This window comes from Corynebacterium tuberculostearicum (genome assembly GCF_022347235.1).
Lineage (GTDB): Bacteria > Actinomycetota > Actinomycetes > Mycobacteriales > Mycobacteriaceae > Corynebacterium > Corynebacterium tuberculostearicum_F.
The window spans coordinates 180,065-202,866 of record NZ_JAKRDX010000001.1; the positions used below are offsets into that span (position 1 = coordinate 180,065).

Sequence of the window (22,802 nt, forward strand, 5' to 3'; positions counted from 1 at the left end):
CCCCTCACGTTCAGCCGCCGCGCCATCTCTCGGGACCCGCGGCGGTTTTCTCATACCCTCCCCTCGCGCCCTCGCCCTGCCCACCACCCTTCGCGCTCACCGGCAGCCGCTGATCTAGCCCACCGCCTCCGCCCGTGAGCGCCAAGGAAAGAGCGGCTGCCTCCCCGCCCTTCGCGCTCACTGAGAGCCGCAGCCAACGCGAAAATACCGTCCCGGTGAGCGCGAGGGGTGGACGAATACAGAAACCCGCCCTTTGCACTCACGGAGGGCACGAAAATTGACCACGAACGGTCGCTGGTGAGCGCGAAGGGCGGGAGGAGCGGGAGGGGCCGTCCCGCTGGAGGGCTACTCGGTCACGATGAACTTGCCGTGCTGGCCCTTCTCCGCGTTAGTCATGATGTGATTGACAAAGGAATAGGTACCGGGCTCGTTGAAGGTCATCTCGACGAATCCGCCTTGCGCCGGGAGGAGGTCCAGGGCTTGCGAGCCGGTCGAGTCCTCATTCCTGATGAGGTAGGCGCCTTCCTTGTAGGCGGTATCGAATTGCTCGCCCACAACGTGGAAGCTCAGCGGCTGGTCGGGGCCTAGGTTGGTCAGCCACAGACGGACGGTATCGCCTACCTTGGCCTTGATGGGCTCTGCGTCATACTGGCCCGGGTAGTAATTGAAGGCCATGAGGTCGAAGCGGCCGTCGGCAACGCGCTGGGCGTCGGCGCCGGTGGATTCCGCGCCCAGGAAGACGTCGGTGGCCATGAAGTTGTACTCCGCGTCCACGGGCTTGAGGTCCGGCGGATCGATGATGACATTGCCAGCCATGCCGTTGGCGATGTGAAGGGACATGGGCATCGTGGAGCAATGATACATCCAGATGCCGGAGCGGTTCGCGGTGAACTTGTAGGTCAATTCCTCGCCCGGCTGGATGGATTTCATGGTCTTATCTGGGTTGACCTCGCCGGCGTGGAAGTCAATGGAGTGGGCCATGGAGCCCTCGTTCTTGATGGTGATTTCGAACTTATCGCCTACCTTGCCGCGCAGGGTGGGCCCAGGGGCTTGGCCGTTGAAGAGCCAGCGCATCTGCTTGATGCCGGGGGCAACCTCCACGACTTCCTCGGTCATCGTCCAGGTCTCTTTGTGCGTCTTCGTCTCAGCGGCCGGCTGCAAGGTGGCGTCGAAGGCAGAAAAGTCGTCGCGCTGTGCGCCGAGCTCGGCGGCGGTTGGCACGTTGACGTGCGGGTTGCTAGCTGAGGACACCGCATGGTCATGTCCTGCAGCGGCGCCGTCTCCCACGTTGACTTTGAAGGTCATGCCCTGCATCTTGTGGCCGGCGATGGTGCAGTAGCCTTCCACGGAGGAGTCGATGACTCCGGCATCGAGTTGGACGGTCTCGCCGGGGTCAACGCGGCCGGTCTCGGCGTCGCCAATCTTGAGGTCGTGGACTTGGTCGCCGGAGTTGGTGAAGTTGACCACCAGGTGGGTGCCGGGCTCGATATCGATGGACGAGGGGGTAAAGGCCATGCCGTCTACGCCCACGTCGATGGTCTGCGTTTCGCCGGAGGATACCGGTGCCGCGGACTCCGTGCCCTTGCCGGTGGAATTGACCACCGCGAGCGCGATGACCGCTGCCAGCGCGATGCCGATGAGCAGCCACGAGGCCCAGGAGGAATCCTTCGGCGCGGGTTTGTCCGCAGGTTGTGAGGAAGAAACGCTCAGCATTTAGTTCTCCAGTCTTTTCTTAAGGTAGATGGCTCGGCCGACGGCGATAACGTTGGCGGCAAGGCCTATCCCCATCATGATAAGCCCGGCCACGGTAGCGCCTAGCAATGTCAGCAGTCCGCCCAGGTTGATAAGCAGCAGGCGGGCGTAGCCGGTGCGCTCGGTGGTATCAGGGCGTGCGCCGGTAAGGATGGGCAGCAAGTGGTGAAGGACACCAGTGACCAACTGCAAGAGGCCGGCACCGAGGAAGCCTGGCAGCAATATCAGGGTGATGGCGCGCGGGTAGGCACCCACCGCTGCGGAAATGGCGTCACCGGCACACAGCGCCAACATCCACAGCAGTCCGGCGATAACGGCCACGGTGGCGGTGGTCAGCCGCGGCGAGCGCCCCATAACGGTGGCAAGCACCGGCTGGATGACGAGCACCGCCGCCAGGAGCACGAGCAGCTGGGCCACGCCTGCGGCGCGGGTAAGGCCCACCGCGTACAGCGCCATCGCCAAGGCCAGGCCAACACAGTGCACGATGAGCGCGCGAGTACACCGCGCGCGAGCGGTGGGCGAAATCGCGGTGGCCGATAGCGTGGGGAGCAACGTGACCACCGTGCCGATGACGGTAAGCCACGCGAAGCCCCAGATCATGCCGCGCGAGTGGGCGCCGACAAGGAGGGAATACTCGCCTACCCCATTTCCGCTCAGGATGACCAGCACCACGGAGACAATCATGAACACGGACGCCGCGATATAAAAGGGCACGGTCACGGCAAAAGAACCAGACAATGAGCCGCGCAGGCGCCGCGCGATGAACCACAGGTGCCAGGTGAGGGCGGCGATGATGAGGGCAGAGGCGGCGTCGGCAAGCGGGCCCCAGTCATACCCCGCCCTATCAATGAGCAGCAGGATAAGCCCGAGCTGCACAAGGCCCACGCGACTGCCGACGCCCCGATAGTCCCCGCCCGCAGTCCGGGTCAAGGCCTCGGTGAAATGAGTGGAAAAGACGATGATTGCCGTGGTCAGCGCGCCAATGGTGAAGGGATGGATGATATCCCACCACACCACAGGAGCGCCCAAAGAGCCAGCGATGAGTAGGCCGAGGCCAATGAGGATCCACAAACCAATAACGGCGGCGCTCAGGGTATGCCAGCGGCCGCGCGCGGCCAGGGACACGTCATGAATGCGCACGGCGCGCCTCCTTTCCGGTCAGGGCGATGCCGCAGGCGAGAAAAACTAACACTGCGATTATCGTAACCACCCCGCCGGTGCGGAGGGCAGTGGTGTGCTCGGCACAATCGGCAAGGATGCGCAGTGCGAGGCCGCCATGTAAGAGCGCCACCGGCACATAGAGCACCGGGTGGTACGGCAATCGGCGGCGAATAACGGAGGTGACGATGATGGGAGCGTGCGCGAAAATCATGGACATGACAAAGCCCAGGAAAATGGCGTGCACTGAGGCATCATAGGCAAAGCCGGTGGACTGCCCGTACAGCAGCCAGAGGTAGCCGCCGAGGGCGAGCCAGCCGTAGCCGGCCAACATGCACGCCGCCGAGTAGCGTGGCAGGCCGTGAGAGCGCACCAGATTCTTGGCCACGTCCACCCGCGCGGTGGCCGCTGCGATGGCAATGAGCACCAGGCCCATGGCGCGATAGCCCACCGCTGGGGAAAGCACGTAGATGACGCTGGCCGCTGCAAACCCCAGAACCAAGAGGGTGAGGTAATTTTCGGCGCGGGTTCCGGCCATGGTGACGCGCGCTAGTTCCATGCGCTCGCCGATGATGGTGGCCACCGCATAGAGGACGCACAGCGGCATCGCCTCGGCGAACCCCGGGCCCATGGCCCACAGAGCGGCGGCTGCTACTCCCCCGATAACTCCGGCTGCCTGCACCAGGATCGCGAGGCTCGCCTGACGGCGATAGATGGTGGCGTAAATGAAACCAAGGACAAGGAAGCTCGCGGCAAAACACACGGCCGGGACCGCCCGCGGCAGGCCGGCGAGAATGCCCAGCACGCCGGCGACGTGGAACACGGGCCCGGCCCATGCCCAGGAGGTGCGCACGGCAACGGTGCGCTCAAGGCCGATGGCTCCGCCCACGAAACCGAAGACCATGAGTGGTCCGTGGTCGGCGGCGAAAGACGCGCCAGGGGTAGCGGTCAACCCCAATAGGGTGGCGCCCGCAGCCAGGCCTACCAGCAGCGATAGGCCTGCGAAGGCAAGGAAGATGAGGCGATGCGCCACGCTATTATTTTGCACGGGTTTTATCGTACTAATATTGCTAACAGAGCGAAACTCGCACCCCTTAAGAAAGGACCACTCGCTATGCAACTGCCCATCTCCGATGCCAATAAGCCACACTCCATCCCAACTCTGAATGCCTCCGAAATTCCGCACGCCGTTCGCCACGGCGCCATCCACGGCGCACTGGGCACCCTCAACGTAGGCGAGTCCATGATCCTCATCGCCCCGCATAATCCAATTCCACTGCTCAAGGAGGTAGAGGCCCGCGAGGAGAGCTTTGAGCTGGACTACCTCAAGGAAGAAGAAAACGACTTCCACATCAAGTTCACCCGCGTGAGCTAAACCCGCGCGGGGCGGAGGGCTATCCTGGATAGGTCACACTCTCCGCTGTAGAAGGAGCCCTCCGCAGATGAAGAAGCGCGCCGCCGCACTCCTCGCCGCCCTCGCATTCGCCCTTACATCCTGCGCTCCCCCAACGTCAACGACCTCCGCCCAGGACGCGGATGCCGCCACGCTCAATGTCCTGGCGGCGTCGTCCACCCGCGTCATCAATGACGAACTCACTTCGCGCGCCGGCCAGCTCGCGCCGCCGGTAAATCTGAACTTTGAAAATGGCGGCTCCTCCGACCTGGTGAGCAAGCTGCGCGAGGGCGCCCCGGCCGATCTTCTCCTCACGGCTTCGAAGAAAACCATGGATAAGGCGGTGCAAGATGGCACGGTTGCCGCGCCCGAGGTGCTTGCCACCAATGTCATGGTCATGGTTGTGCCCAAAGGCAACCCGGCGAGAATCCATTCCGTGGAGGATCTGCCCCACTCCCACCACTTCGTGCTGTGCGATCCCCAAGTTCCCTGTGGCGATATCTCCTCCCAAATCATCGACGCTAAGCGCCTGGACATCCATCCTTCCTCCCAGGAGCGCCAGGTAGCAGACGTATTAGGCAAGGTTGCCTCGGGTGAGGCCGATGCTGGGTGGGTCTATTCCACCGACGCCGCCGCGGCCGGCGACGATGTCGAGGTGATTGACATTCCCGGCGCGGAGAAATTCACTAACCAGATTATGGGCGCCGTTACCGCAGAAGCATCCCACCCCGACCAGGCTCGCGCGATTCTTGATATCTTGAGCGGCGACTTTGCTTCCACCTGGCGCGAGCGCGGCTTCACCCCGACGGAGTAGACTATGTCCGCCCCACAGCCTATTCGCCCCAAAGCCCCTCTTCTTATCGGTCTTATTGGCCTCATTGCGGTAGCGACCATCATCGTCCCCGTCGCCGCCCTTGGCCTGCGCGTGCCCTGGGCGCGCATCGGCGACTATCTCGCGCGCGACGAGATCCGGGACATGCTACTCATCTCAGTGGCAGCCGCTTTCCAATCCATGATCCTTGCGCTCGTGCTTGGCTTGGGGCTGGCCCTGTGGGTGCAGCAGCTCGGCCGCGGCAGCGCCGTAGTGCGCCTCTTGGTCTACCTGCCCTTGGCCATGCCACCGGTGGTGGGCGGTTTGGCCCTTACCGCAGCCTTTGGCCGCAAGGGGTACCTGGCCCCGCTTCTCGGCGCCCTCGGCATCCACTTCGCCTTCGCCTTCCCCGGAGTCGTGATGGCGCAGACCTTTGTGGCGCTGCCCTTTGTGGTGGTCGCGGTCGATTCGGCATTGCGCCAGCTGGATCAGGAAATCCTCGCCTCTGCGCGCGGCGTGGGCTTGGGCCGATGGGAGGTCCTGGGCAAAATTACCCTGCCGTCCATCGCCCCGGCCTTGGCTACGGGTGCGGGGTTGGCCTTCGCGCGCTCGCTGGGCGAATTCGGCACGACCCTGACCTTTGCCGGCTCGCAGCCTGGGGTCACCCGCACCATGCCGCTAGGCATCTATTTAGAGCGCGAGGTCGATGCGGATGGCGCGTACGTGCTCTCCGCGCTGCTTATCGGGTTGGCCTTGGCCTGCCTGGCGCTGGCGGGCCTGCCTGCCCTGCGGCGGCGGAGCTACCAGCCGCAGGCCAGGCGATTGCATGAATTGGACGTCGATAAGCTGCGCACCCTTACCCGGCCCACTGATGCGCCGGCGCTGTCCGTGACCGTCGATGGGGTGCGCACGGATTTTTCCCCGCGCGCCATAACGGCCGTGGTGGGCCCGAATGGTTCCGGCAAAACAACCTTGATGGGGCGCATTGCCGGGCGCCTGAGCGGCGGGGAGATCTCCCCGGAGGGCGCCGACGTCGTCTTGCTCACCCAGCGGCCGGGATTGCCGCCGCGGTCGACGGCCGTGCAGGCGGTCGCCATGGTCACCCGCGATAAGACCCGTGCGCAGGAACTCCTGGCGGCGGCGGGATTGCACGAGCTTGCCGACGTCCCCGTTCCTGCCCTGTCCGGCGGCCAGGCCGCCCACGTGGCGTTGGTGCGTGCGCTAGCCGCACGGCCGGCCGTCCTGATTGTGGACGAGCCCCTAGCCGCAGTCGACGTGAAATCGGCCGAGCGGTGGCGCCGCTTCTTGCACGCGGCACGCGCGGACCGTACCACGCTGCTTGTTACCCATGACGCGCTCGATATCGCGCACCTGGCGCAGGACATGCTGGTCATGGAATCCGGCCAGGTGCGGGCCCACGGCGCAACCGCGCGTCTGCTTGAGGCACCGCCAACGGGCTTCGTTGCGGCGCTAGCGGGGCTCAATCGCCTCGAAGGAACCGTGACCGAAACCGGCGCCTCCACCGTCAAGGTCGCGTGTGGCGAAATTTCCGTTGTGGCCACGACGGACCACGCATCTCTTGCGCCCGGACAGAAGGTGGCGGTGACCTTTGACCCGCAGGCGGCCACAATTGGCGCGGCGCCAGAGGCCTGCAATCAGTGGGCAGCGCGTGTCTTAGCCGTCGAGGCCACCAGCCTCGCAGGGGCACAGCTGCGCGTTGAACTAGGCGGCCAAGAGGCTACCGTACCGGTAGACCGCGAGTTCGCTTTAGACGTTGGGGTGGGTAACGTCGTATCCTTAACAGTGTCTAAAGCAAACGTTTTTGTCCACCCCAACTAAGATTTCTGTTTTCGCAGACCCCAAGGCGGATTCCCACCATGCCTGATTCACTTCCCCGGTCCACCACCGAACTTTTTCCGGAGGCCCTCAACCTCTCGCCCAAGCAGCGCGAGGTGCTCACCGCTGTGCAGCGCCACCCCGAAGGCGCCAAGGCCGGCACCGTCGCCGAGGAACTAGGCATGCACGTCAACACCGCCCGCGGACATATCGATGAACTGGTCAACGCTGGGGCCGTCAACGTGGTGTCCGCGCCGAGTAAGGGCCGCGGGCGCCCTTCCCTCATCTTTCGGGCCCGCGTACCGGATAATAAAGCGGTAGCAGAGGAATACATCACCTTGGTGGAAGTGCTGACCACGATGCTGGCGGATAAGGAAGAGCTCGATGACGCCGCCTCGGCCAAGGCCCTCGAGATCGGGCGACGCTGGGCGCGCGCCGCAAGTGGCGACGCCTCCGATGGCGCGCTCGATACGCTCTTTGCCACCCTGCGCGATATGGGCTTTGACCCCGCCACCAAGCCGGACTCGACCGACATCGAGCTTCATGCTTGCCCCTTTGTCTCTTCGGGTCTTGAGCCTTCGCCGTTCCTGTGTGCGGTACACGCTGGCTTCCTGCAAGGAACCAGCGATGATGACACCTCGATCACTTTGGTGCCGCGCCAGCACCCCAACGTGTGCCGGCTAAAAATTAAGCCTGCGTAAGCTCCACGCGGACGGGGCCGGCCACGGTGAGGTCGATGACGCGGAGGTTCTGCTCGCGGGCGTCGGCAAGAATGCCCTCCTCAATATCCTCGGTGTGCAGCACCATGACGGTGGGGCCGGCACCGGATAGGTAGGCCGCATAGCCGCGGTTGCGCAGGCGGTTGACCCACTCCGCGGTCACGGGAAGCACATCCGCGCGGTACGGCTGGTGCAAGCGATCGCGGGTTCCCTCCCACAGGAGATCCGGGTAGTTCTGCAATGCCGCCACCTGGACCGCGGTGCGCGAGACGTTGAACGCCGCATCCGAATGCGTCACGTGCGAGGGCAGGACGCGGCGCACCGCCTGGGTGGAGGCGTGGAAATCCGGCACGAGCGCGGTGGCGCGGATATCTTCGTGGACCTTGATGGACGCGGCGCGGTAGTCCGGCAAAGAATGGCCATCGACGGGGACATTGGTCCACGACACCACGGCGTCTCCCAGCACGGAGGCGGCCGCATTATCGGGGTGACCCTCAAAGGCGGAGGAAAGCTGCACCACTTGCTCTTGGGTCAGCGGGCTTCCCGCCAGCGCATTGCCGGCGGCCACGCCCGCCACCGCGGCGGAGGCGGAAGAGCCCAGGCCGCGCGACTGCGGGATATTATTATGCGAGACCACGCGCAGGCCGGGCACGGTGGCGTCGGCCGCCGAGAGTGCGGAGCGAATCGCCTTGACCACCAAGTGGGAGCCATCGCGCGGCAGGTCTTCTGCGCCCTCGCCGAAAATTTCCACCGTAAGGCCCGAGGTGGTGACCTCTACCTCAACGGTGTCATACAGGCTCAACGCCATGCCCAAGGTGTCATAACCCGGGCCAAGGTTCGCCGTGGAGGCAGGAACGGTCACGATTGCCTTAGTGCCGACTTCAACTTCGATACTCATAGCTATCCAGTCTATGGGGCCGGGGCTAGCTGCCGAGGCGGATTACGGAATGAACGGCCTTGACCTCTTCGAGCTCGCCCAAAGCAGCCACGATGGTATCCAAGGTGGACTCCTTCGCGGCGTGGGTGACCACGATGAGGCGGGCGGTGTCCGCGCCGTCTTCCTGGCGCACGGTGCGCAGGGAAACGTTATTGTCGGCAAAGACGGCGGAGATGGCGGCCAGCACACCGGTGCGGTCTTGGACTTCCATATCGATGTGGTAGCGGGTTTCTACCTCACCAAAGTCTGCGATAGGCAGGTTGGCATAGGTATTCTCGCCCGGTGCACGGCCGCCGTGGACGATATTGCGGGCTGCCCCGACGACGTCGCCAAGCACGGCAGAAGCCGTAGGATTGCCGCCCGCGCCGTTGCCGTAGAACATCAGGGAACCTGCGGCCTCGGCCTCGACGAAGATGGCATTATAGGACTCGCTCACGGAAGCCAACGGGTGCTCCTTGGGCACCAACGTGGGGTGCACGCGGGCATTGACCGCCTCGGAACCATCCTCACGCTGAAGGCGCTCGCAAATGGCCAGCAGCTTGATGGAATAGCCGGCATCATTAGCGGCGGCGATATCCGCGGCGGTGACCTTGGTAATGCCCTCGCAGTGGACGTCCTCGAACTTCACGCGAGTGTGGAAGCCCAAAGACGCCATGATGGCGGCCTTGGAGGCGGCGTCGTGGCCCTCTACATCCGCAGTGGGATCGGCCTCGGCATAACCCAAGCGGGTAGCCTCCGCTAACGCTTCATCATAGGAAGCGCCCGTGGACTCCATCGCGTCCAAGATGAAGTTGGTGGTGCCATTGACGATGCCGGAGATGCGCTCTACCTGATCGCCGGCCAGGGAGCGGCGCAGCATGCCTACCACCGGGATCGCGGCGGCTACGGCAGCTTCGAAGTAGAGATCTACACCGGCGCGGTCGGCGGCCTCCGCGAGCTCGTCTGCATGCGCAGCAACCAGGGCCTTATTGGCGGTCACCACGGACTTTCCGGAATTGAGCGCTGCGAGCACCAGCTCGCGCGGGAAGTCGATACCGCCGATAACCTCCACGACGAGGTCGATATCATCGCGCGCGACGAGCGCCTTGGCGTCATCGGTCAACAGCTCCTGGGGCACGCCCGGGCGCAGCTTATTTTTATTGTGGATGGCGATGCCGCGAATCTCGGCTGGACCACCGATGCGATGAGCAAAGGCATCAGCATTTTCTCCCAGCAGACGGAAGACCTCGGCACCAACAGTGCCAAAGCCCAGCAGCGCGATACCGACGGTCTCGCCCTCGCCCTTGCCGGAATGCTTGTGTGCCTGAAGCTCGCTAGTAGATGCAGCCATAATCCGTCTCCATTGTGCGGTTGGGGTAAAGGTGTCGTGCCCGCTAATTGCGGATACAGGACACTATACAGAACAAGCTGTCTACTTTCGCCGTAAATGGGTCTATAAATAGAAAATCCCCCGTCACAGGGCCTGAATTAAATTAGGTCTTGTGACGGGGACCGAGTGCCTAGGCTAGTCCACTTCGAGGGAAAGAAGATCCTCGATGGTCTCTCGGCGCAGCATAGGCTTGGTCTCGCCTACGCGCGTGGCGACGACCGCCGGGCGCACCGCACCGTTATAGCGCGAGGACATCATGTACTGGTAGCCGCCAGTCGCTGCAAAGGCGATCAAGTCTCCCGGCTGGATATCATTGGGCAGCTCGCCGTCTTCAAGGAGAATATCGCCAGACTCGCAATGGAAGCCCACCACGCGGGAGGGCACCTCTTCCCCATCGCTAAAGCGGTTGACCACCCGCACGTCATAGGCCGAACCGTAGAGCGCTGGCCGGATATTGTCCGACATTCCACCATCGACGGAGATATAGCGACGCAGCGGCAGATCCGACTTGCCGGTCTCGACATACTTGACGGTACCCACGCGGTAGACGGTCACCGCTGAGCCGGCAACCAAGGAGCGACCGGGCTCAACCAAGAGGAAGGGCGCCTCAATGCCCAACTCCTCTGCGGTGTGCTTGACCGCGCCGAGCATATCGCCGGCCACGCGCTCGATATCCAGCGCCTCCTCATAAGGCATGTAGGGAATACCAAAGCCGCCGCCCAGATCGAGCTCTTCCAACGTCACACCCAGCTCGGTATATATCTGGCGGTACAGCCCCATGACGCGCTCCGCGGCAAGTTTGAAGCCCTCCGCATTAAAGACCTGGGATCCCACGTGGCAGTGCAGGCCGCTCAGGTGCAGGTTGTCCGCCTCCAAGCAACGCTTGGCCGCAGCAAAGGCCGCGCCCGTGGCGAGCGAAATGCCGAACTTTTGGTCCTCATGCGCCGTAGCGATGAATTCGTGCGTATGCGCATCAACACCCGGCTTGACACGAATCATGACCGGCTGGACCTTGCCGGCCTCTCCCGCAATGCGATTGAGTTCTTCCAGCTCGAGCTCGTTGTCAATAACCACGTGGCCCACGCCGGCGTCTACGCACAAACGCAGGTACTCTTCATCCTTATTGTTGCCGTGCGTGGTGATGCGCTCGGCCGGGAATTCTGCGGCCAAGGCAATCTTGAGCTCATTGAGAGAGGCCGCATCCAAGCACAGGCCTTCCTCATTGACCCAGTTCACGATCTTCTTTGAGATGAAGGCCTTGGAGGCATAGTGCACGTGCTCGGGTCCACCGAACGCGCGGGCCATGTCCTGGCAGCGGGACCGGAAGTCATCTTCATCGAAGACATAAAGTGGGGTCTGGAATTCCTCCGCCAAATCCGGCAGCGGAACACCAGCAATGGTTACTACGCCGTCTTCCTCGCGCTTTGCATTGCGCGGCCAGACGTGGGCTGGCAGCTCATTGAAATCCGCCACTTACATCTTCTCCGGGGTGCTTACGCCCACCATGGTCAAGGCATTGGCCAAGACCACGCGGGAGGCTTGTGCCAACGCTAGGCGGGCGCCGTGGATAGGAGCTTCGTCCTCGCCCGCCTTGGGCAGGACCTGGCAGGAGTCATAGAACCGGTGGAAGACCGCAGCAAGGTCCTCGGCATAGCGGGCGATGCGGTGCGGCTCGCGCAGCTGCGCGGCTTCCTCCACCACGGCCGGGAACTCACCCAAGGTGCGGATGAGGTCGCCCTCGCGATCATGGGTAAGCAAGGAGAGGTCTGCACCGTCCGAATCGATGCCCAGCTCGGCTGCCTTGCGGCCGATGGAGCACAGGCGGGCGTGGCCGTACTGTACGTAGTAGACGGGGTTATCGGAGGACTGGGATTCCCACAGGCCTAAGTCAATATCGATGCTCTGGTCCACAGAGGAACGCACCAGGGAATAACGGGAGGCGTCCACACCGATGGCAGCCACGAGATCCTCCATGGTGATGACCGTGCCCGCACGCTTAGACATGCGCACTGGCTTGCCATCACGCATGAGGTTAACCAGCTGGCCGATGAGCACCTCGACGGCGTCTGCGTTGTACCCCAAGGCCGCTGCGGCAGCCTTCAAGCGCGGCACGTAGCCGTGGTGGTCAGCACCCAGCATGTAGATATTCAAATCGTGGCCGCGGTCGAACTTATCGGCCACGTAGGCAATGTCACCTGCGATATAAGCTGCATTGCCATCGGACTTAACCACCACGCGATCCTTGGAGTCACCATAATCGGTGGACTTGAGCCACCATGCGTTCTCAGCCTCGTACATATGGCCTTCGGCCTTGAGCTTTTCCAGCGCGGCATCGACTGCGCCGGATTCGAAGAGGGAGTTTTCGTGGAAGTAGACATCAAAGTCCACGCCGAACTCGTGCAGGGACTGCTTGATCTGCGCAAACATCATCTCCACGCCGTCTGCGCGGAAAGCTTCTTGAACCTCTTCCTCGCTGCCCTCTAGCGCGGATGGGTTCTTTTCCACCACGGCCTTAGCGATGTCCTGGATATAGGCTCCGCCGTAGCCATCCTCCGGAGTAGGCTCGCCCTTCGCGGCAGCCACGAGGGAACGGGAGAAACGGTCAATTTGGCCGCCATGATCATTGAAATAATACTCACGGGTGACCTCCGCGCCAGACGCCTCCAGCACACGGCCCAGGGAATCGCCCACGGCCGCCCAGCGGGTGCCGCCGAGGTGGATCGGGCCGGTGGGGTTAGCAGAGACAAACTCCAGGTTAACCTTCTTACCCGCAAAGGAATCGTTAGAGCCGTACTTCGTGCCGGCGCGGAGGATCTGCGCGACGATCTCGCCTTGGGCGTCGGCAGCAAGGCGGATATTAATGAAACCAGGGCCGGCAATGTCGGCCTCTGCAACAGCATCATTGTCTGCCAAGGCCTCTGCCAACCAGCCGCCCAGCTCGCGCGGATTCGCACCGGCCTTCTTGGCCACCTGCAACGCCACGTTGGTGGCGTAATCGCCGTGCTCAGGATTGCGTGGGCGCTCTACGGTTACCGTTTCCGGCAAAACGGAAGAATCAAGCTCATGGCTTTCCATGACCTTAACGGCAGTTTCTTTAATCAATGTGGCCAAATCAGCTGGTGTCATGTCGCACGATTCTAGTGGACTGAAAAGTCAAGTGTGAAAAAGGCCGCGCCAGAATATTCCCCTTTGCAGGACAAACGTTTGATAGCAACTTTTTGCAACATTGATATTGCGAAATAATTGCTGGTCAACAAAGGGACGCATTACGCACGTACTGCTTAAAGGGAGTAGGGTTGTGTCTATCCCCCATGTCAAGAATCAACGAGGAGCACCGTATGCGCATTGCGCTATTTTCCACTTGCATTGGTGACGCCCTTTTCCCGGACGTACAAAAGGCAACGGCACTGGTTCTCTCCCGCTTGGGCCACGAAGTGGTCTTCCCGGAGGAGCAGACCTGCTGCGGCCAGATGCACATCAATACCGGTTACCAGAAGGAAACCCTGGGTATGATCCGCTCCTATGCGGATGCCTTCGCAGATCCCTCCATTGACTACGTTGTTGCTGCCTCTGGTTCCTGCGTGGGTGCCGTTCGTGAGCAGCACGAGCGCATCGCCGACCGTTACGGCAGCTCCGCCGACGTCGACGGCGCTCGCAAGACCACCCAGAAGACCCTGGACCTGCCGGAATTCCTGGTAGACGTCGAGGGCGTTACTAACGTGGGCGCATTCTTCCCGCACCGCGTGACCTACCACTCTTCCTGCCACGGCCTGCGCTTCCTGAAGCTGGGCGATCGCCCGATGCAGCTGCTGCAAGAAGTCGAAGGCATCGAACTGGTCACCCTTCCGAATAAGGAAGAATGCTGTGGCTTCGGCGGTACCTTCGCCATCAAGAACGCAGAGGTATCCCGCGCCATGGTCACCGATAAGACTCGCCACATCAAGGAGACCGAGGCAGAATTCGTCACCGGCGGTGACTCTTCCTGCCTGATGAACATCGGTGGCGCCCTGAGCCGCCAGCGTTCCGGCGTCCGCGCCGTTCACATGGCTGAGATTTTGGCTTCCACCAAGGAGCACCCATGGACTCCTACCTCCGCCGCCTACTCCAAGGAGACGATGCTCTAATGACCTCTTTCCTCGATACCACCCCACCGCGCGCGCCGGAAGGCTACGGCAACCTGCGCGGCAGCAAGGCCTTTGTTCCCCTGGCACACGTTGGCCTGAATAACTCCACCCAGCGCCACAACCTGCAGCACGCCACCACCTCTATTCGTGAGAAGCGCTCCAATGCTGTAGAGGAGCTGGACGATTGGCAGGAGCTGCGCGCTGCAGGTTCCGCCATCAAAGAAGACGTTGCCGCCCGCATGCCAGAACTGCTCGAGCAGTTCGAAGAGCAGGTCAAGGCTCGCGGCGGCGTCGTCCACTGGGCACGCGATGCTAAGGAAGCTAACCAGATCATTGAGGGTCTGATTCGCGCTACCGGCGAGACCGATGTAGTCAAGGTTAAGTCCATGGCCACCCAGGAAATCGGCATGAACGAGCACCTGGAGGCCGCGGGCATCAACGCTCGCGAGACCGACTTGGCAGAGCTTATCGTGCAGCTGGGCGAGGATAAGCCGTCCCACATTCTGGTTCCGGCTATCCACCGCAACCGTGCGGAGATTCGCGATATCTTCGTCAACAAAATGCCGAATACCGATGACACCCTGCAGGCTAATCCAGCAGAGTTGGCCGAGGCATCCCGCCAGTTCCTGCGCGAGCAGTTCATGCAGGCCAAGGTTGCCATCTCCGGCGCTAACTTCGGTGTGGCAGAAACCGGCACCATCAACATCGTGGAGTCCGAGGGCAATGGCCGTATGTGCCTCACCCTGCCGGAGACCCTCATTACCGTGATGGGCATCGAAAAGCTGGTTCCTACCTTCCAGGATCTGGAGGTCTTCCTCCAGCTGCTGCCGCGTTCTTCCACCGCGGAGCGTATGAACCCGTACACCTCCATGTGGTCCGGCGTTACTGAGGGCGATGGCCCCCAGAACTTCCACTTGGTGCTGCTGGATAACGGCCGTACCGCGGCCCTGTCCTCCCCGATTGGCCACCAGGCCCTCAAGTGCATCCGTTGCTCGGCTTGCCTGAATGTTTGCCCAGTCTACGAGCGCGCCGGCGGCCACGCCTACGGCTCTGTCTACCCTGGCCCGATCGGCATCTCCCTGACGCCGCAGCTGACCGGCATGAAGGATCACAACGATCCTTCCGCCAGCCTGCCTTATGCGTGCTCGCTGTGCGGCCGCTGCGACGAGGTGTGCCCGGTGAAGATTCCGCTTTCCGACGTCATTTTGGAAAACCGCCACCAGAAGGTCACCCACGCCACCCCACCAATCGAGCCGAAGCTCTTCAAGACCATTCAGCTACTGTGGAGCAACCCGAAGCTGTGGAACAAGGCAACTCACATGGTCGCCTTGGGCCGCATCTTGGGTGGCACCAACAAGACCATCGAATCCCTGCCACTGTTTATGTCCGGTTGGTCCGAGGGCCGCGACACCGCGGTTCCGCCAAAGAAGTCCTTCCGCCAGTGGTTCGAGTCCGAAGAAGGCAAGGAACTTCTTGCCGAGGCCCGTGAGGAGTCCAAAAAGTGAACGCAAAGCAGGAAATCCTAAGCCGCATCCGCTCCGCTCAGAAGCAGGCTGGTCTCCCCGACCACGTTGATGCCCCGCGCGACTACCACCACGAGGGCACCCTGAACGCGGACGAGCTGCGCGATATGCTCATTGACCGACTCGAGGATTACAAGGCCGAGGTGCACGTCACCGAGGAAGGCGAGCTCAAGCAGACCATCGCCACGATCCTCAAGGAGCGCGAGTGCAACGACATTCGTTACGCCGAAGGCATGGACGCCACCCTTTTCGAAGGCTTCGACGCCAAGCCGGACGATAAGTCTGTCGATCCGCGTACCCTGAATGAGACCGACGCCGTGGTTACTTATTCCCACGTCACCTCCGCGCAGACCGGCACCATCGTGCTCGAGTCTGACGAGCGTTGCGGCCGTCGCGCACTGACCCTGGTTCCGGACCGCCACCTGTGCATCGTCCACCAGAATGAGATCGTCTACGGTATCCCCGAGGTCATCTCCCGCATGAACCCGGAGAAGCCAGCGACCTGGATCTCTGGCCCATCCGCTACCTCCGATATCGAGCTCACTCGTGTCGAGGGCGTGCACGGCCCGCGTGACCTCATCGTTGTCATCGTTAAGTAGTACTGCGTAGCCCCTCTCCTGCCTCGGCCGGTGAGGGCACCCACCTACTGTGAATATGATGCCAAAGGCATCAAAAAAGCATAGGCTAGGTCTACCAATCATTTTTATTCTGGAGACCTAACCTATGCTTTCTTTTTCTTCTAAGCTTGCGGCCACACTCGGCGCTGCCGCTCTCACCGTTGGCATCACTGCACCGATTGCTACAGCCGCGCCTGCACCTGCACCGCAGGAAACCAAGCCCGCTATTTCCTGGGAAGACTGCCCTGAACAGGTAGACATCGACAACGCCGAATGCGGCCGCATCGAGGTTCCTACGTACTACGACAACCCACAAGCCGGCACGATTAGCGTCGGCTTCGTGCGCGTTCCCGCCGCCAACCCAGGCGCCCGCCGCGGCGCGTTGTTTACCAACCCTGGTGGCCCTAGTGGCGATGCCTATGGTTGGGCCGGCAATACCGCTGTTCCATGGCCACAGGCCGTGCGCGATGAGTGGGACACCATTGGTGTGCAACCGCGTGGCCTGCCCGGCTCCACGCCAGTAAAGTGCGATGCCACGGCCACCAGTAATCCGCTCCAAGGCAGCCTCCAGGTAGGAAAGCTCACCCGCGATGCCTGCGAAAAGCATACCCCGGGCTATACCAATTCGCTGACCACCGCGAATACCCTGCAGGACTGGGAGATGGTGCGCCGTGCTTTGGGCGAGGAAAAGATTGACATCGCCGGCACCTCCTATGGCACCTACCTCGGCTCCGCCTACGCCACCAAGTATCCGGAGCATACCGGCAAGGTCCTGCTGGATTCGGGTATGAGCCCCAAGCTGGCGTGGAATGGCATCTTTGCTTCGCAACAGCGCGGCTATGAAAAGGGACTGCACGACCTCTTCGGTTTCATTGCCAAAAATGACGCCAAGTACCACCTTGGCACTACCCCACTGCAGGTCTATGAAAAGTGGTCACAGAAGGTAGCCCGCGAGGCCGGCGTTCGCCCCACGGTCTTGCCCCCAAATGCCAAGATTGGTGACCTCCCGCCAGGGCTCGAGTTTGCCGGTCAGCCTGGCGCGGACATCATGACAGCCACCGGCCCGCTGCGCGTGCAGGCGGAGTTCCTCGGTCAGAAGATTCAGCACCCCAATGCCGTGCAGGTTTCCTCCCCACTCTTGGGGATGACGCGCGTCGTTGTTCCGGTTCCTGCGCAGTGGGATGCCTTTGCCAAGCACTTGAATGGCAGCGAGCCCATGGATGCCGAGCAGCCCGACCCGGAGGCACTGCGCAAGGAGCAAGAAGCCGTGGCTCAGGCGATGAATATGCAAAACCTCATCGTCTGCAATGAAAACACCGCGCCGGGCAATCCGCTGCTGTACCCAAGCTACCTGTGGACCAACTTCGTCAGTCTTGATCCCTTCACGCTCATCAATTCCCTCTACGGCTCCGGCGCGGGTTGTGGCGGCCGCGCCCCGGTGACGGGCCAGGCGCCTCTCGACGGCTCCAAGCTGGCCACCAAGCCCCTCCAGATTCAGGCTACGGGCGACCCACAAACGCCGTATCAGTACCACACCAGCCTCTCCAAGCCGATGCAGTCGCGAGTGGTCACCGTCCATGGTCCTGGCCATGCCCACTTCGCATCCAAGAATAAAGTCGTCGATGACATCGGCGTGCACTACCTGCGCACCGGTGAGGTCACTACCACCGACGCCCCCGGGTTGATTTAGTCCCCCACTAACCCATGCGCTAAAATCACATCGTTGGGAATTCTCCCAGCGATGTCTCCGTAGCTCAGCGGATTAGAGCATCGGTTTCCGGTACCGAAGGTCGCAGGTTCGATCCCTGTCGGGGACACATTCACCGCTGACCACCAGGACTTTCTGGTGGTCAGCGGTTTGCTTGTTTTCTGGTCAGCTAGGTCTACCTTAGCTGCACACGAGCCTTCTATTTCCACTCCGGCTTGTCGGTATCCACCCCTTGCGCCTTAGCCGCATGCTCAATCGCGTCTGCCAGCCACTGCGCCAACCCCTCCTGCTGCGCCTCATAATGGGCACGGAAGCGTTCATCAGCCACATAGCCGCGCGAGATTAAGAAGTGCTTTGCCGGCGTGACGGGAAAGAAGGCACTGAGTGCTGCGCGGTGCTTGTCGACGAGCCCCTGGGCCTCCTCCGACCCCGCAGCCACACCGCCCGCTACGGCTTGGGCCAGCTCCTTTTCCACCTCAGCGACGCCGGTTTGAGCATCACTCCAGTCATCCTTCGACCAACCGGCCGTGCGCTGCTGATAGATAGACCAGTCCTCGCTCGATCCATAGGCTTCTTCGGCTTCTTGTTGATGCGCGGCGAAGTTGGCATCGCCGACAATCTGTCCTATTTCTTCGGTGGTGAGCTTTCGGTTATTCATTGCATCCTCCATCAAGGTGTCAATTGCTGCCAGCATGTCTGTAAGACTGTCTCGCTGCGCGAGCAGGCTTTCTCTTTGCCTCCGCAAATGCTCCAGATCGGAAGCATCGCCATCTAGCAGCTGTTTAATATCGGTCAATTTCATCCCGGTAGCGCGGTAGATCAGAATCTTCTGCACGCGGGCGCAGTCTTCCTCGGTATACAGCCGGTAATTGGACCAGCTGCGCCACGTGGGAGATAGCAAGCCTTGTGCCTCCCAGTGGTGCAAGGAGCGCACCGTAATGCGGAAAAGCGCTGCTACCTCGCCAACGGTATAAAGAACTTCATCGATGTCGTCCATGGTGACATTGTCGCGCCTAACGTCGCGTCAGGGTCAACCCCAAAGAAAATTTGCAGAAACTGTTGCCAGAGTGTTGGGTTTATGCAACACTTGAATGTATGGCAGCAAACGACGCCCCTGTTTCAACAACGATCCGCGCCGAACGGTTCCGCAGGCTCGGCCCCACCCGGGGATTAATCGCGTCAATGTATGGCTGCGTAGCTGTATCCGCGATTTTCCTCATCGTCGCCCTGGCGATTTCTTCTTACTGGGCACTGTTAGGAATGTCTATCGCAATGGTGCTTTCTTGCATTCCCTGGACCATTCTGCGGGTGTCCATTGATTCCAAAGACCGCAAGCCGCTGTCCTCTCTTGATGAGTACGAGGCCCGGGTTCTCGACCAGTGGCGCCGGAAGGCTTTCCAGCTGTCTAACGCGTTTCTTTTTGCCGGCGGTCTTGTCACCCTTCTCGTAGGCAATTGGTTCCTAGGCGGAGGAATTACCGGCACTATTGGCACCAAATATTTGCTTGGAGCTGGCTACTACCTGCTCTTTAGCTACTTCATCTCTGCCACGTTGCCCGCTGTCGGCTACGCACTGACCTTCAACCAGAACTCGGAGGACTAACACATGCCCACCTTGACCATTGACCACCTCAATAAGTCCTTCGGGGAGACTCAAGCCCTGCGGGATATGACCTTTAGCGTTGGTGACGGCGAAATCTTCGGTTTCGTCGGATCCAACGGCGCCGGAAAATCCACCACCATGCGCATTGCACTTGGTGTGCTGGCCAAAGACTCTGGCGAGGTCTACTTCGATGACGCCCCAATCAATGACGATAACCGCCGCCGCATTGGTTATATGCCAGAAGAGCGCGGGCTCTACGGCAAAGAGCCTCTGCTTAGCCAGCTGGTCTTCCTCGGTACACTGCACGGCATGGATAAGCCCGCCGCCAAGCGCGCCGGCACTGAGCTCCTAGAACAGTTAGGTCTGGGCGAGCGCATGGACGATAAGCTCGATGACCTCTCCTTGGGCAATCAGCAACGAGTACAGCTCGCGGCCTCCCTCATCCACGACCCCGACATGCTGATTCTGGACGAGCCTTTCTCCGGGCTGGACCCGGTTGCGGTCAACGTCATGTCAGACATGCTGCGCGAGCGCGCCAATCGCGGCGTGCCCGTCATTTTCTCCTCGCACCAGTTGGACCTGGTGCAGCGCTTGTGTGACCGCGTGGGCATTGTGACGAAGGGGCATATGGTGGCTGAAGGGGGCGTCGATAAGCTGCGCAGCCAAGGCCCTCCCCGCTTTGAGGTCGCTACCCCAGCGCGCGGCTGGTATCCGGAAGGCACGGAGCTGGTGGCAGAAACTGCCGACGCCGTCGTGCTCGAGGCCGATGAAACCATCGATGACCAGGCAATCCTGCAGGCAGCCCTCGCCGCAGGCCCGGTTCATTCCTTCGGCCGCAAGATCCCAGACCTGACCGAGCTTTTCCAGGACGTCGTCACCAGCAACCAGAACGAGGAGGCCTAGGCCATGCAGTATTCCGCAATGAAGACCATCGGGGTTGTAGCCAAGCGTGAGATGGCGGTCGCGCTGAAGTCGAAGATGGTGGTGGGCACAATGCTGCTACTCATCCTCGGCGCCATTATCGCACCCATTGCTATCAATTTCTTCAGCGGCGATGACGAACCAGATTCCGTAGCCGTCGTGGGGATGGAAGCGTCTGCTTTTGATGATTCCGGCATCGATGCCACCGCGGCGAAAGACCGCGCAGAAGCCCAGCAGATGGTAGAGAATGAAGACGCCGATGCCGCCTTAGTGCCGGCCGAGAACGACGGCTGGGAACTCGTGAGCAAAGGGGATGCCCCAGCGTCCGTGACCACCACCGTCAACCAAATCGTTGCTTCTCAAGCACAAGCAACTGCGCTGGATACGCTCAATATTGACCCACAAGAGTTAGAAAAGGCTACCCCCTCGACCACGGTCAATCAGGTGAACTTAGAAGAAGAGGACGGCACGGAACATAAGATGGCCGGCGTAGCCACGGTCCTCATTGGCGCAATGGTGGTCGTCTTTTCCGTCATGACCTTCGCCGGCTTGATTGGTGGCCGCGTCACGGAGGAAAAGTCGTCCCGAGTGGTGGAAATTATCTTGTCTTCCGTGCGTCCGGTGGACTTTTTGGCCGGCAAGATTCTGGGCAATACCATCGTTGGATTCCTAGCCACGCTGCTCATTTTGGGCGGCGGTGCTATCTCTCTTGCTACGACTGGATTGGCTAGTGACATCGAGCTGGACTACGGCTTGGTAGCCGTCCTCCTTGTTGGCGAGATTCTCGGCCTGCTCTTCTTTGGCAGCCTCTACGCTGCAGCCGGCTCGATGGTGCAGCGCACCGAGGATCTCCAATCCACGCAGGCACCTATCCTGTTCCTCGTCTTTGCCACCATGTATGTACCGATGTTCGGCTGGATGCACCTAGATGCCACATGGATGCAGGTCATGACCTGGCTGCCGCCGGTATCCATGCTGGTCGCCCCTATGCAGGTGGCCGGGGGCAACCTCAGCTGGCTGGGACTTGCCGCAAGCTACCTGCTCATGGCCTTGGTCACGGCACTTATTATCGTCATTGTTGGCCGCATCTACCGCCGCGCCATTTTGAATAATGGCAGGAAGATGACCTGGCGTCAGGCGCTGGGCAAGTAAAAAATAATCCGGCTTCCCGCCGTGGTGCGGGAGCCGGATTCTTCTATGTGCCGAAGCTACTGAGTAATGAACTCGTTGGTGATCGGCTGAGTGATGTCCAAGGTGCCGTGCTCGATGTAGTACATACCGAAGAACATGGCAGCAACCATTACCAGTGCCAGCAGCATGTTCGGGATCCACTGCACAAAGACGGAAACCCAGCCCTTGCTCTTATCGCGGGCTGCTGCTTCGCGCTGTTCCTGAGCCTCACGCTCGTTCATAATGATAAAACCTTTCGATCCACCGAGGATTAACTACGGATATCTTAACAGTTAAGTGCCCGCAAGGCCGCATTCCTCGCACTTTTGATTGACACCGAAATTCGGCAATTAAATTCCTGGGTCCTCATCATTGAGCAGCGCCTCTACGAAGGACTCGCGGTCACCAAGCATGCGCTCAATGTCCTCTTCCGCGCCGACGATCCACAGCTCGGCGTCTTGGTCATAGGTGAGAGCGGAATCTGGGTAGGCCTCTAGTGCCTCCTCCATGGCGGCAACCTGGTCCTCGCTGGCGGCGTCGTCCAAGTGCACCTCTGGATCGCCGATGCGCGGGCTAAGCTCCTCCAACGCGGTGATCCCGTAGGTCTTATACTGCTTCTTTGGGTGCTCAAAGAGCTCTTGTCCCATCATGGAGCTTAATCCTTTCCGTGTAGTAGCGAATCTGGCACGTACCCCTCATAGCCCGGGATGTTATTGACCTGAAGAACTCCGGCAAAAAAGCGCCGCAGCGCCGGTACGTCTTCGGGTTGCAGATGGTCAAAGACCATGCGGCGCACGGATTCCACGTGCTCCGGAGCGGCACGCCGCAGGTGTTCTAGGCCCACGTGGGTCACGCACACGTTGATGCCGCGAGCATCTTCCTCGTCTGGTTCCTTGGTGAGCAGGCCGCGCTTTTCCATGCGAGTTACTTGGTGGGAGGCGCGGGAGCGGTCCCACTCCAGCTGCGTGCACAGTTCGTGCAGGCGCAGGCGTTGTTCCGGTGCCTCGGACAGGGCAACGAGGACGGCGAACTCGGAGGCAGATACCTCGCCGCCGGCCTTGAGCGTTTCCTCCATTCCCCTATCGATCTTGCGCACGGCGCCAAGGAGCAGGCGCCATAGCTCCTGCTCTTCGTCGTCTAACCAGCGAGTTTGATAAGGCAT

22 protein-coding genes and 1 tRNA gene are annotated in these 22,802 nt (G+C 61.3%); 12 read left to right on the plus strand and 11 right to left on the minus strand.

The annotated features are described in order from the left end of the window. Positions 1 to 345: 345 nt before the first annotated feature. Genes MHK09_RS00845 through MHK09_RS00855 form a run of 3 tightly spaced genes read right to left on the minus strand, consistent with a single transcriptional unit; the run spans position 346 to position 3,958 of the window. Complete coding sequence (locus MHK09_RS00845; RefSeq protein WP_250412359.1) at positions 346 to 1,713, minus strand: multicopper oxidase domain-containing protein; 1,368 nt, start codon at positions 1,711 to 1,713, stop codon at positions 346 to 348. Beyond that, positions 1,714 to 2,892: a beta-carotene 15,15'-monooxygenase gene (locus MHK09_RS00850; RefSeq protein WP_250412360.1), complete on the minus strand. Its 1,179-nt coding sequence runs from the start codon at positions 2,890 to 2,892 to the stop codon at positions 1,714 to 1,716. After that, positions 2,879 to 3,958: a DUF8744 domain-containing protein gene (locus MHK09_RS00855; RefSeq protein ID WP_250412361.1), complete on the minus strand. Its 1,080-nt coding sequence runs from the start codon at positions 3,956 to 3,958 to the stop codon at positions 2,879 to 2,881. The genes MHK09_RS00850 and MHK09_RS00855 overlap by 14 nt, the downstream gene beginning before the upstream one ends. A gap of 66 nt (positions 3,959 to 4,024) precedes the next feature. Between MHK09_RS00855 and MHK09_RS00860 the strand changes: the two genes are divergently transcribed. The 4 genes from MHK09_RS00860 (at position 4,025) to MHK09_RS00875 (ending at position 7,651) form a co-directional block, all read left to right on the plus strand. Next, on the plus strand, positions 4,025 to 4,285 hold the full coding sequence (locus MHK09_RS00860; RefSeq protein WP_150851104.1) for a DUF2249 domain-containing protein: 261 nt from the start codon (positions 4,025 to 4,027) through the stop codon (positions 4,283 to 4,285). Between the two features lie 67 nt (positions 4,286 to 4,352). Then, the gene (gene modA, locus MHK09_RS00865; RefSeq protein WP_250412362.1) at positions 4,353 to 5,117 is read left to right on the plus strand and encodes a molybdate ABC transporter substrate-binding protein; all 765 of its coding nucleotides are present in this window, start codon (positions 4,353 to 4,355) and stop codon (positions 5,115 to 5,117) included. A gap of 3 nt (positions 5,118 to 5,120) precedes the next feature. Next, on the plus strand, positions 5,121 to 6,953 hold the full coding sequence (locus MHK09_RS00870; protein WP_250412364.1) for an ATP-binding cassette domain-containing protein: 1,833 nt from the start codon (positions 5,121 to 5,123) through the stop codon (positions 6,951 to 6,953). A 38-nt stretch (positions 6,954 to 6,991) separates the two neighbouring features. Continuing rightward, positions 6,992 to 7,651 (plus strand): helix-turn-helix transcriptional regulator, encoded by a 660-nt coding sequence (locus tag MHK09_RS00875; RefSeq protein ID WP_250412365.1) that lies wholly within the window; start codon positions 6,992 to 6,994, stop codon positions 7,649 to 7,651. Here the strand turns inward: MHK09_RS00875 and thrB are convergent. From thrB to argS, 4 genes are all read right to left on the minus strand, one after another. Next, positions 7,638 to 8,567, minus strand: a complete 930-nt coding sequence (thrB, locus tag MHK09_RS00880; RefSeq protein ID WP_179386365.1) for a homoserine kinase — start codon at positions 8,565 to 8,567, stop codon at positions 7,638 to 7,640. The two genes, MHK09_RS00875 and thrB, sit on opposite strands and share 14 nt — an antisense overlap. 25 nt (positions 8,568 to 8,592) lie before the next feature. After that, positions 8,593 to 9,936 (minus strand): homoserine dehydrogenase, encoded by a 1,344-nt coding sequence (locus MHK09_RS00885; protein ID WP_250412366.1) that lies wholly within the window; start codon positions 9,934 to 9,936, stop codon positions 8,593 to 8,595. A 174-nt stretch (positions 9,937 to 10,110) separates the two neighbouring features. After that, entirely contained in the window at positions 10,111 to 11,448 is a 1,338-nt protein-coding gene (gene lysA, locus MHK09_RS00890; RefSeq protein WP_200435177.1) for a diaminopimelate decarboxylase, read from the minus strand. Further along, positions 11,449 to 13,101 (minus strand): arginine--tRNA ligase, encoded by a 1,653-nt coding sequence (gene argS, locus MHK09_RS00895; protein WP_250412367.1) that lies wholly within the window; start codon positions 13,099 to 13,101, stop codon positions 11,449 to 11,451. 212 nt (positions 13,102 to 13,313) lie between these two features. On the opposite strand from argS, the gene MHK09_RS00900 reads away from it, so the two are divergent. The 5 genes from MHK09_RS00900 (at position 13,314) to MHK09_RS00920 (ending at position 18,056) form a co-directional block, all read left to right on the plus strand. Beyond that, entirely contained in the window at positions 13,314 to 14,099 is a 786-nt protein-coding gene (locus tag MHK09_RS00900) for a (Fe-S)-binding protein (protein ID WP_150851124.1), read from the plus strand. Beyond that, entirely contained in the window at positions 14,099 to 15,604 is a 1,506-nt protein-coding gene (locus tag MHK09_RS00905) for a lactate utilization protein B (protein WP_250409380.1), read from the plus strand. Before MHK09_RS00900 ends, MHK09_RS00905 begins: the two co-directional genes overlap by 1 nt. After that, complete coding sequence (locus tag MHK09_RS00910; protein WP_250412368.1) at positions 15,601 to 16,221, plus strand: LutC/YkgG family protein; 621 nt, start codon at positions 15,601 to 15,603, stop codon at positions 16,219 to 16,221. Before MHK09_RS00905 ends, MHK09_RS00910 begins: the two co-directional genes overlap by 4 nt. A gap of 124 nt (positions 16,222 to 16,345) precedes the next feature. Further along, positions 16,346 to 17,929: an alpha/beta fold hydrolase gene (locus MHK09_RS00915; RefSeq protein ID WP_250412369.1), complete on the plus strand. Its 1,584-nt coding sequence runs from the start codon at positions 16,346 to 16,348 to the stop codon at positions 17,927 to 17,929. 53 nt (positions 17,930 to 17,982) lie between these two features. Further along, a tRNA-Arg gene (locus tag MHK09_RS00920) sits at positions 17,983 to 18,056 on the plus strand. A 90-nt stretch (positions 18,057 to 18,146) separates the two neighbouring features. Here MHK09_RS00920 and MHK09_RS00925 read toward each other — a convergent pair. Next, on the minus strand, positions 18,147 to 18,944 hold the full coding sequence (locus tag MHK09_RS00925) for a MerR family transcriptional regulator (protein WP_250412371.1): 798 nt from the start codon (positions 18,942 to 18,944) through the stop codon (positions 18,147 to 18,149). Between the two features lie 98 nt (positions 18,945 to 19,042). Between MHK09_RS00925 and MHK09_RS00930 the strand changes: the two genes are divergently transcribed. Genes MHK09_RS00930 through MHK09_RS00940 form a run of 3 tightly spaced genes read left to right on the plus strand, consistent with a single transcriptional unit; the run spans position 19,043 to position 21,622 of the window. Continuing rightward, positions 19,043 to 19,549, plus strand: coding sequence for a hypothetical protein (locus tag MHK09_RS00930; RefSeq protein WP_250412372.1), 507 nt, complete (start codon positions 19,043 to 19,045; stop codon positions 19,547 to 19,549). 3 nt (positions 19,550 to 19,552) lie between these two features. Then, the gene (locus MHK09_RS00935; protein ID WP_179386357.1) at positions 19,553 to 20,452 is read left to right on the plus strand and encodes an ABC transporter ATP-binding protein; all 900 of its coding nucleotides are present in this window, start codon (positions 19,553 to 19,555) and stop codon (positions 20,450 to 20,452) included. Positions 20,453 to 20,455: 3 nt separating this feature from the next. Then, entirely contained in the window at positions 20,456 to 21,622 is a 1,167-nt protein-coding gene (locus MHK09_RS00940) for an ABC transporter permease (RefSeq protein ID WP_250412374.1), read from the plus strand. Positions 21,623 to 21,678: 56 nt separating this feature from the next. On the opposite strand, the gene MHK09_RS00945 is transcribed toward MHK09_RS00940, so the two are convergent. From MHK09_RS00945 to MHK09_RS00955, 3 genes are all read right to left on the minus strand, one after another. Further along, complete coding sequence (locus MHK09_RS00945; RefSeq protein ID WP_005323426.1) at positions 21,679 to 21,882, minus strand: hypothetical protein; 204 nt, start codon at positions 21,880 to 21,882, stop codon at positions 21,679 to 21,681. 108 nt (positions 21,883 to 21,990) lie between these two features. Then, entirely contained in the window at positions 21,991 to 22,290 is a 300-nt protein-coding gene (locus MHK09_RS00950) for a molecular chaperone GrpE (RefSeq protein ID WP_250412375.1), read from the minus strand. Positions 22,291 to 22,295: 5 nt separating this feature from the next. Continuing rightward, positions 22,296 to 22,802, minus strand: a complete 507-nt coding sequence (locus tag MHK09_RS00955; protein ID WP_250409345.1) for a MarR family winged helix-turn-helix transcriptional regulator — start codon at positions 22,800 to 22,802, stop codon at positions 22,296 to 22,298.

Coding starts and splice junctions, on each gene's coding strand:
- MHK09_RS00845 (WP_250412359.1), bottom strand. CDS start 1,713: ATGCTGAGCGTTTCTTCCTCACAACCTGCGGACAAACCCGCGCCGAAG.
- MHK09_RS00860 (WP_150851104.1), top strand. CDS start 4,025: ATGCAACTGCCCATCTCCGATGCCAATAAGCCACACTCCATCCCAACT.
- modA (WP_250412362.1), top strand. CDS start 4,353: ATGAAGAAGCGCGCCGCCGCACTCCTCGCCGCCCTCGCATTCGCCCTT.
- MHK09_RS00870 (WP_250412364.1), top strand. CDS start 5,121: ATGTCCGCCCCACAGCCTATTCGCCCCAAAGCCCCTCTTCTTATCGGT.
- MHK09_RS00875 (WP_250412365.1), top strand. CDS start 6,992: ATGCCTGATTCACTTCCCCGGTCCACCACCGAACTTTTTCCGGAGGCC.
- thrB (WP_179386365.1), bottom strand. CDS start 8,567: ATGAGTATCGAAGTTGAAGTCGGCACTAAGGCAATCGTGACCGTTCCT.
- MHK09_RS00885 (WP_250412366.1), bottom strand. CDS start 9,936: ATGGCTGCATCTACTAGCGAGCTTCAGGCACACAAGCATTCCGGCAAG.
- argS (WP_250412367.1), bottom strand. CDS start 13,101: ATGACACCAGCTGATTTGGCCACATTGATTAAAGAAACTGCCGTTAAG.
- MHK09_RS00900 (WP_150851124.1), top strand. CDS start 13,314: ATGCGCATTGCGCTATTTTCCACTTGCATTGGTGACGCCCTTTTCCCG.
- MHK09_RS00905 (WP_250409380.1), top strand. CDS start 14,099: ATGACCTCTTTCCTCGATACCACCCCACCGCGCGCGCCGGAAGGCTAC.
- MHK09_RS00915 (WP_250412369.1), top strand. CDS start 16,346: ATGCTTTCTTTTTCTTCTAAGCTTGCGGCCACACTCGGCGCTGCCGCT.
- MHK09_RS00925 (WP_250412371.1), bottom strand. CDS start 18,944: ATGGACGACATCGATGAAGTTCTTTATACCGTTGGCGAGGTAGCAGCG.
- MHK09_RS00930 (WP_250412372.1), top strand. CDS start 19,043: ATGGCAGCAAACGACGCCCCTGTTTCAACAACGATCCGCGCCGAACGG.
- MHK09_RS00935 (WP_179386357.1), top strand. CDS start 19,553: ATGCCCACCTTGACCATTGACCACCTCAATAAGTCCTTCGGGGAGACT.
- MHK09_RS00940 (WP_250412374.1), top strand. CDS start 20,456: ATGCAGTATTCCGCAATGAAGACCATCGGGGTTGTAGCCAAGCGTGAG.
- MHK09_RS00945 (WP_005323426.1), bottom strand. CDS start 21,882: ATGAACGAGCGTGAGGCTCAGGAACAGCGCGAAGCAGCAGCCCGCGAT.
- MHK09_RS00950 (WP_250412375.1), bottom strand. CDS start 22,290: ATGATGGGACAAGAGCTCTTTGAGCACCCAAAGAAGCAGTATAAGACC.
- MHK09_RS00955 (WP_250409345.1), bottom strand. CDS start 22,802: ATGCCTTATCAAACTCGCTGGTTAGACGACGAAGAGCAGGAGCTATGG.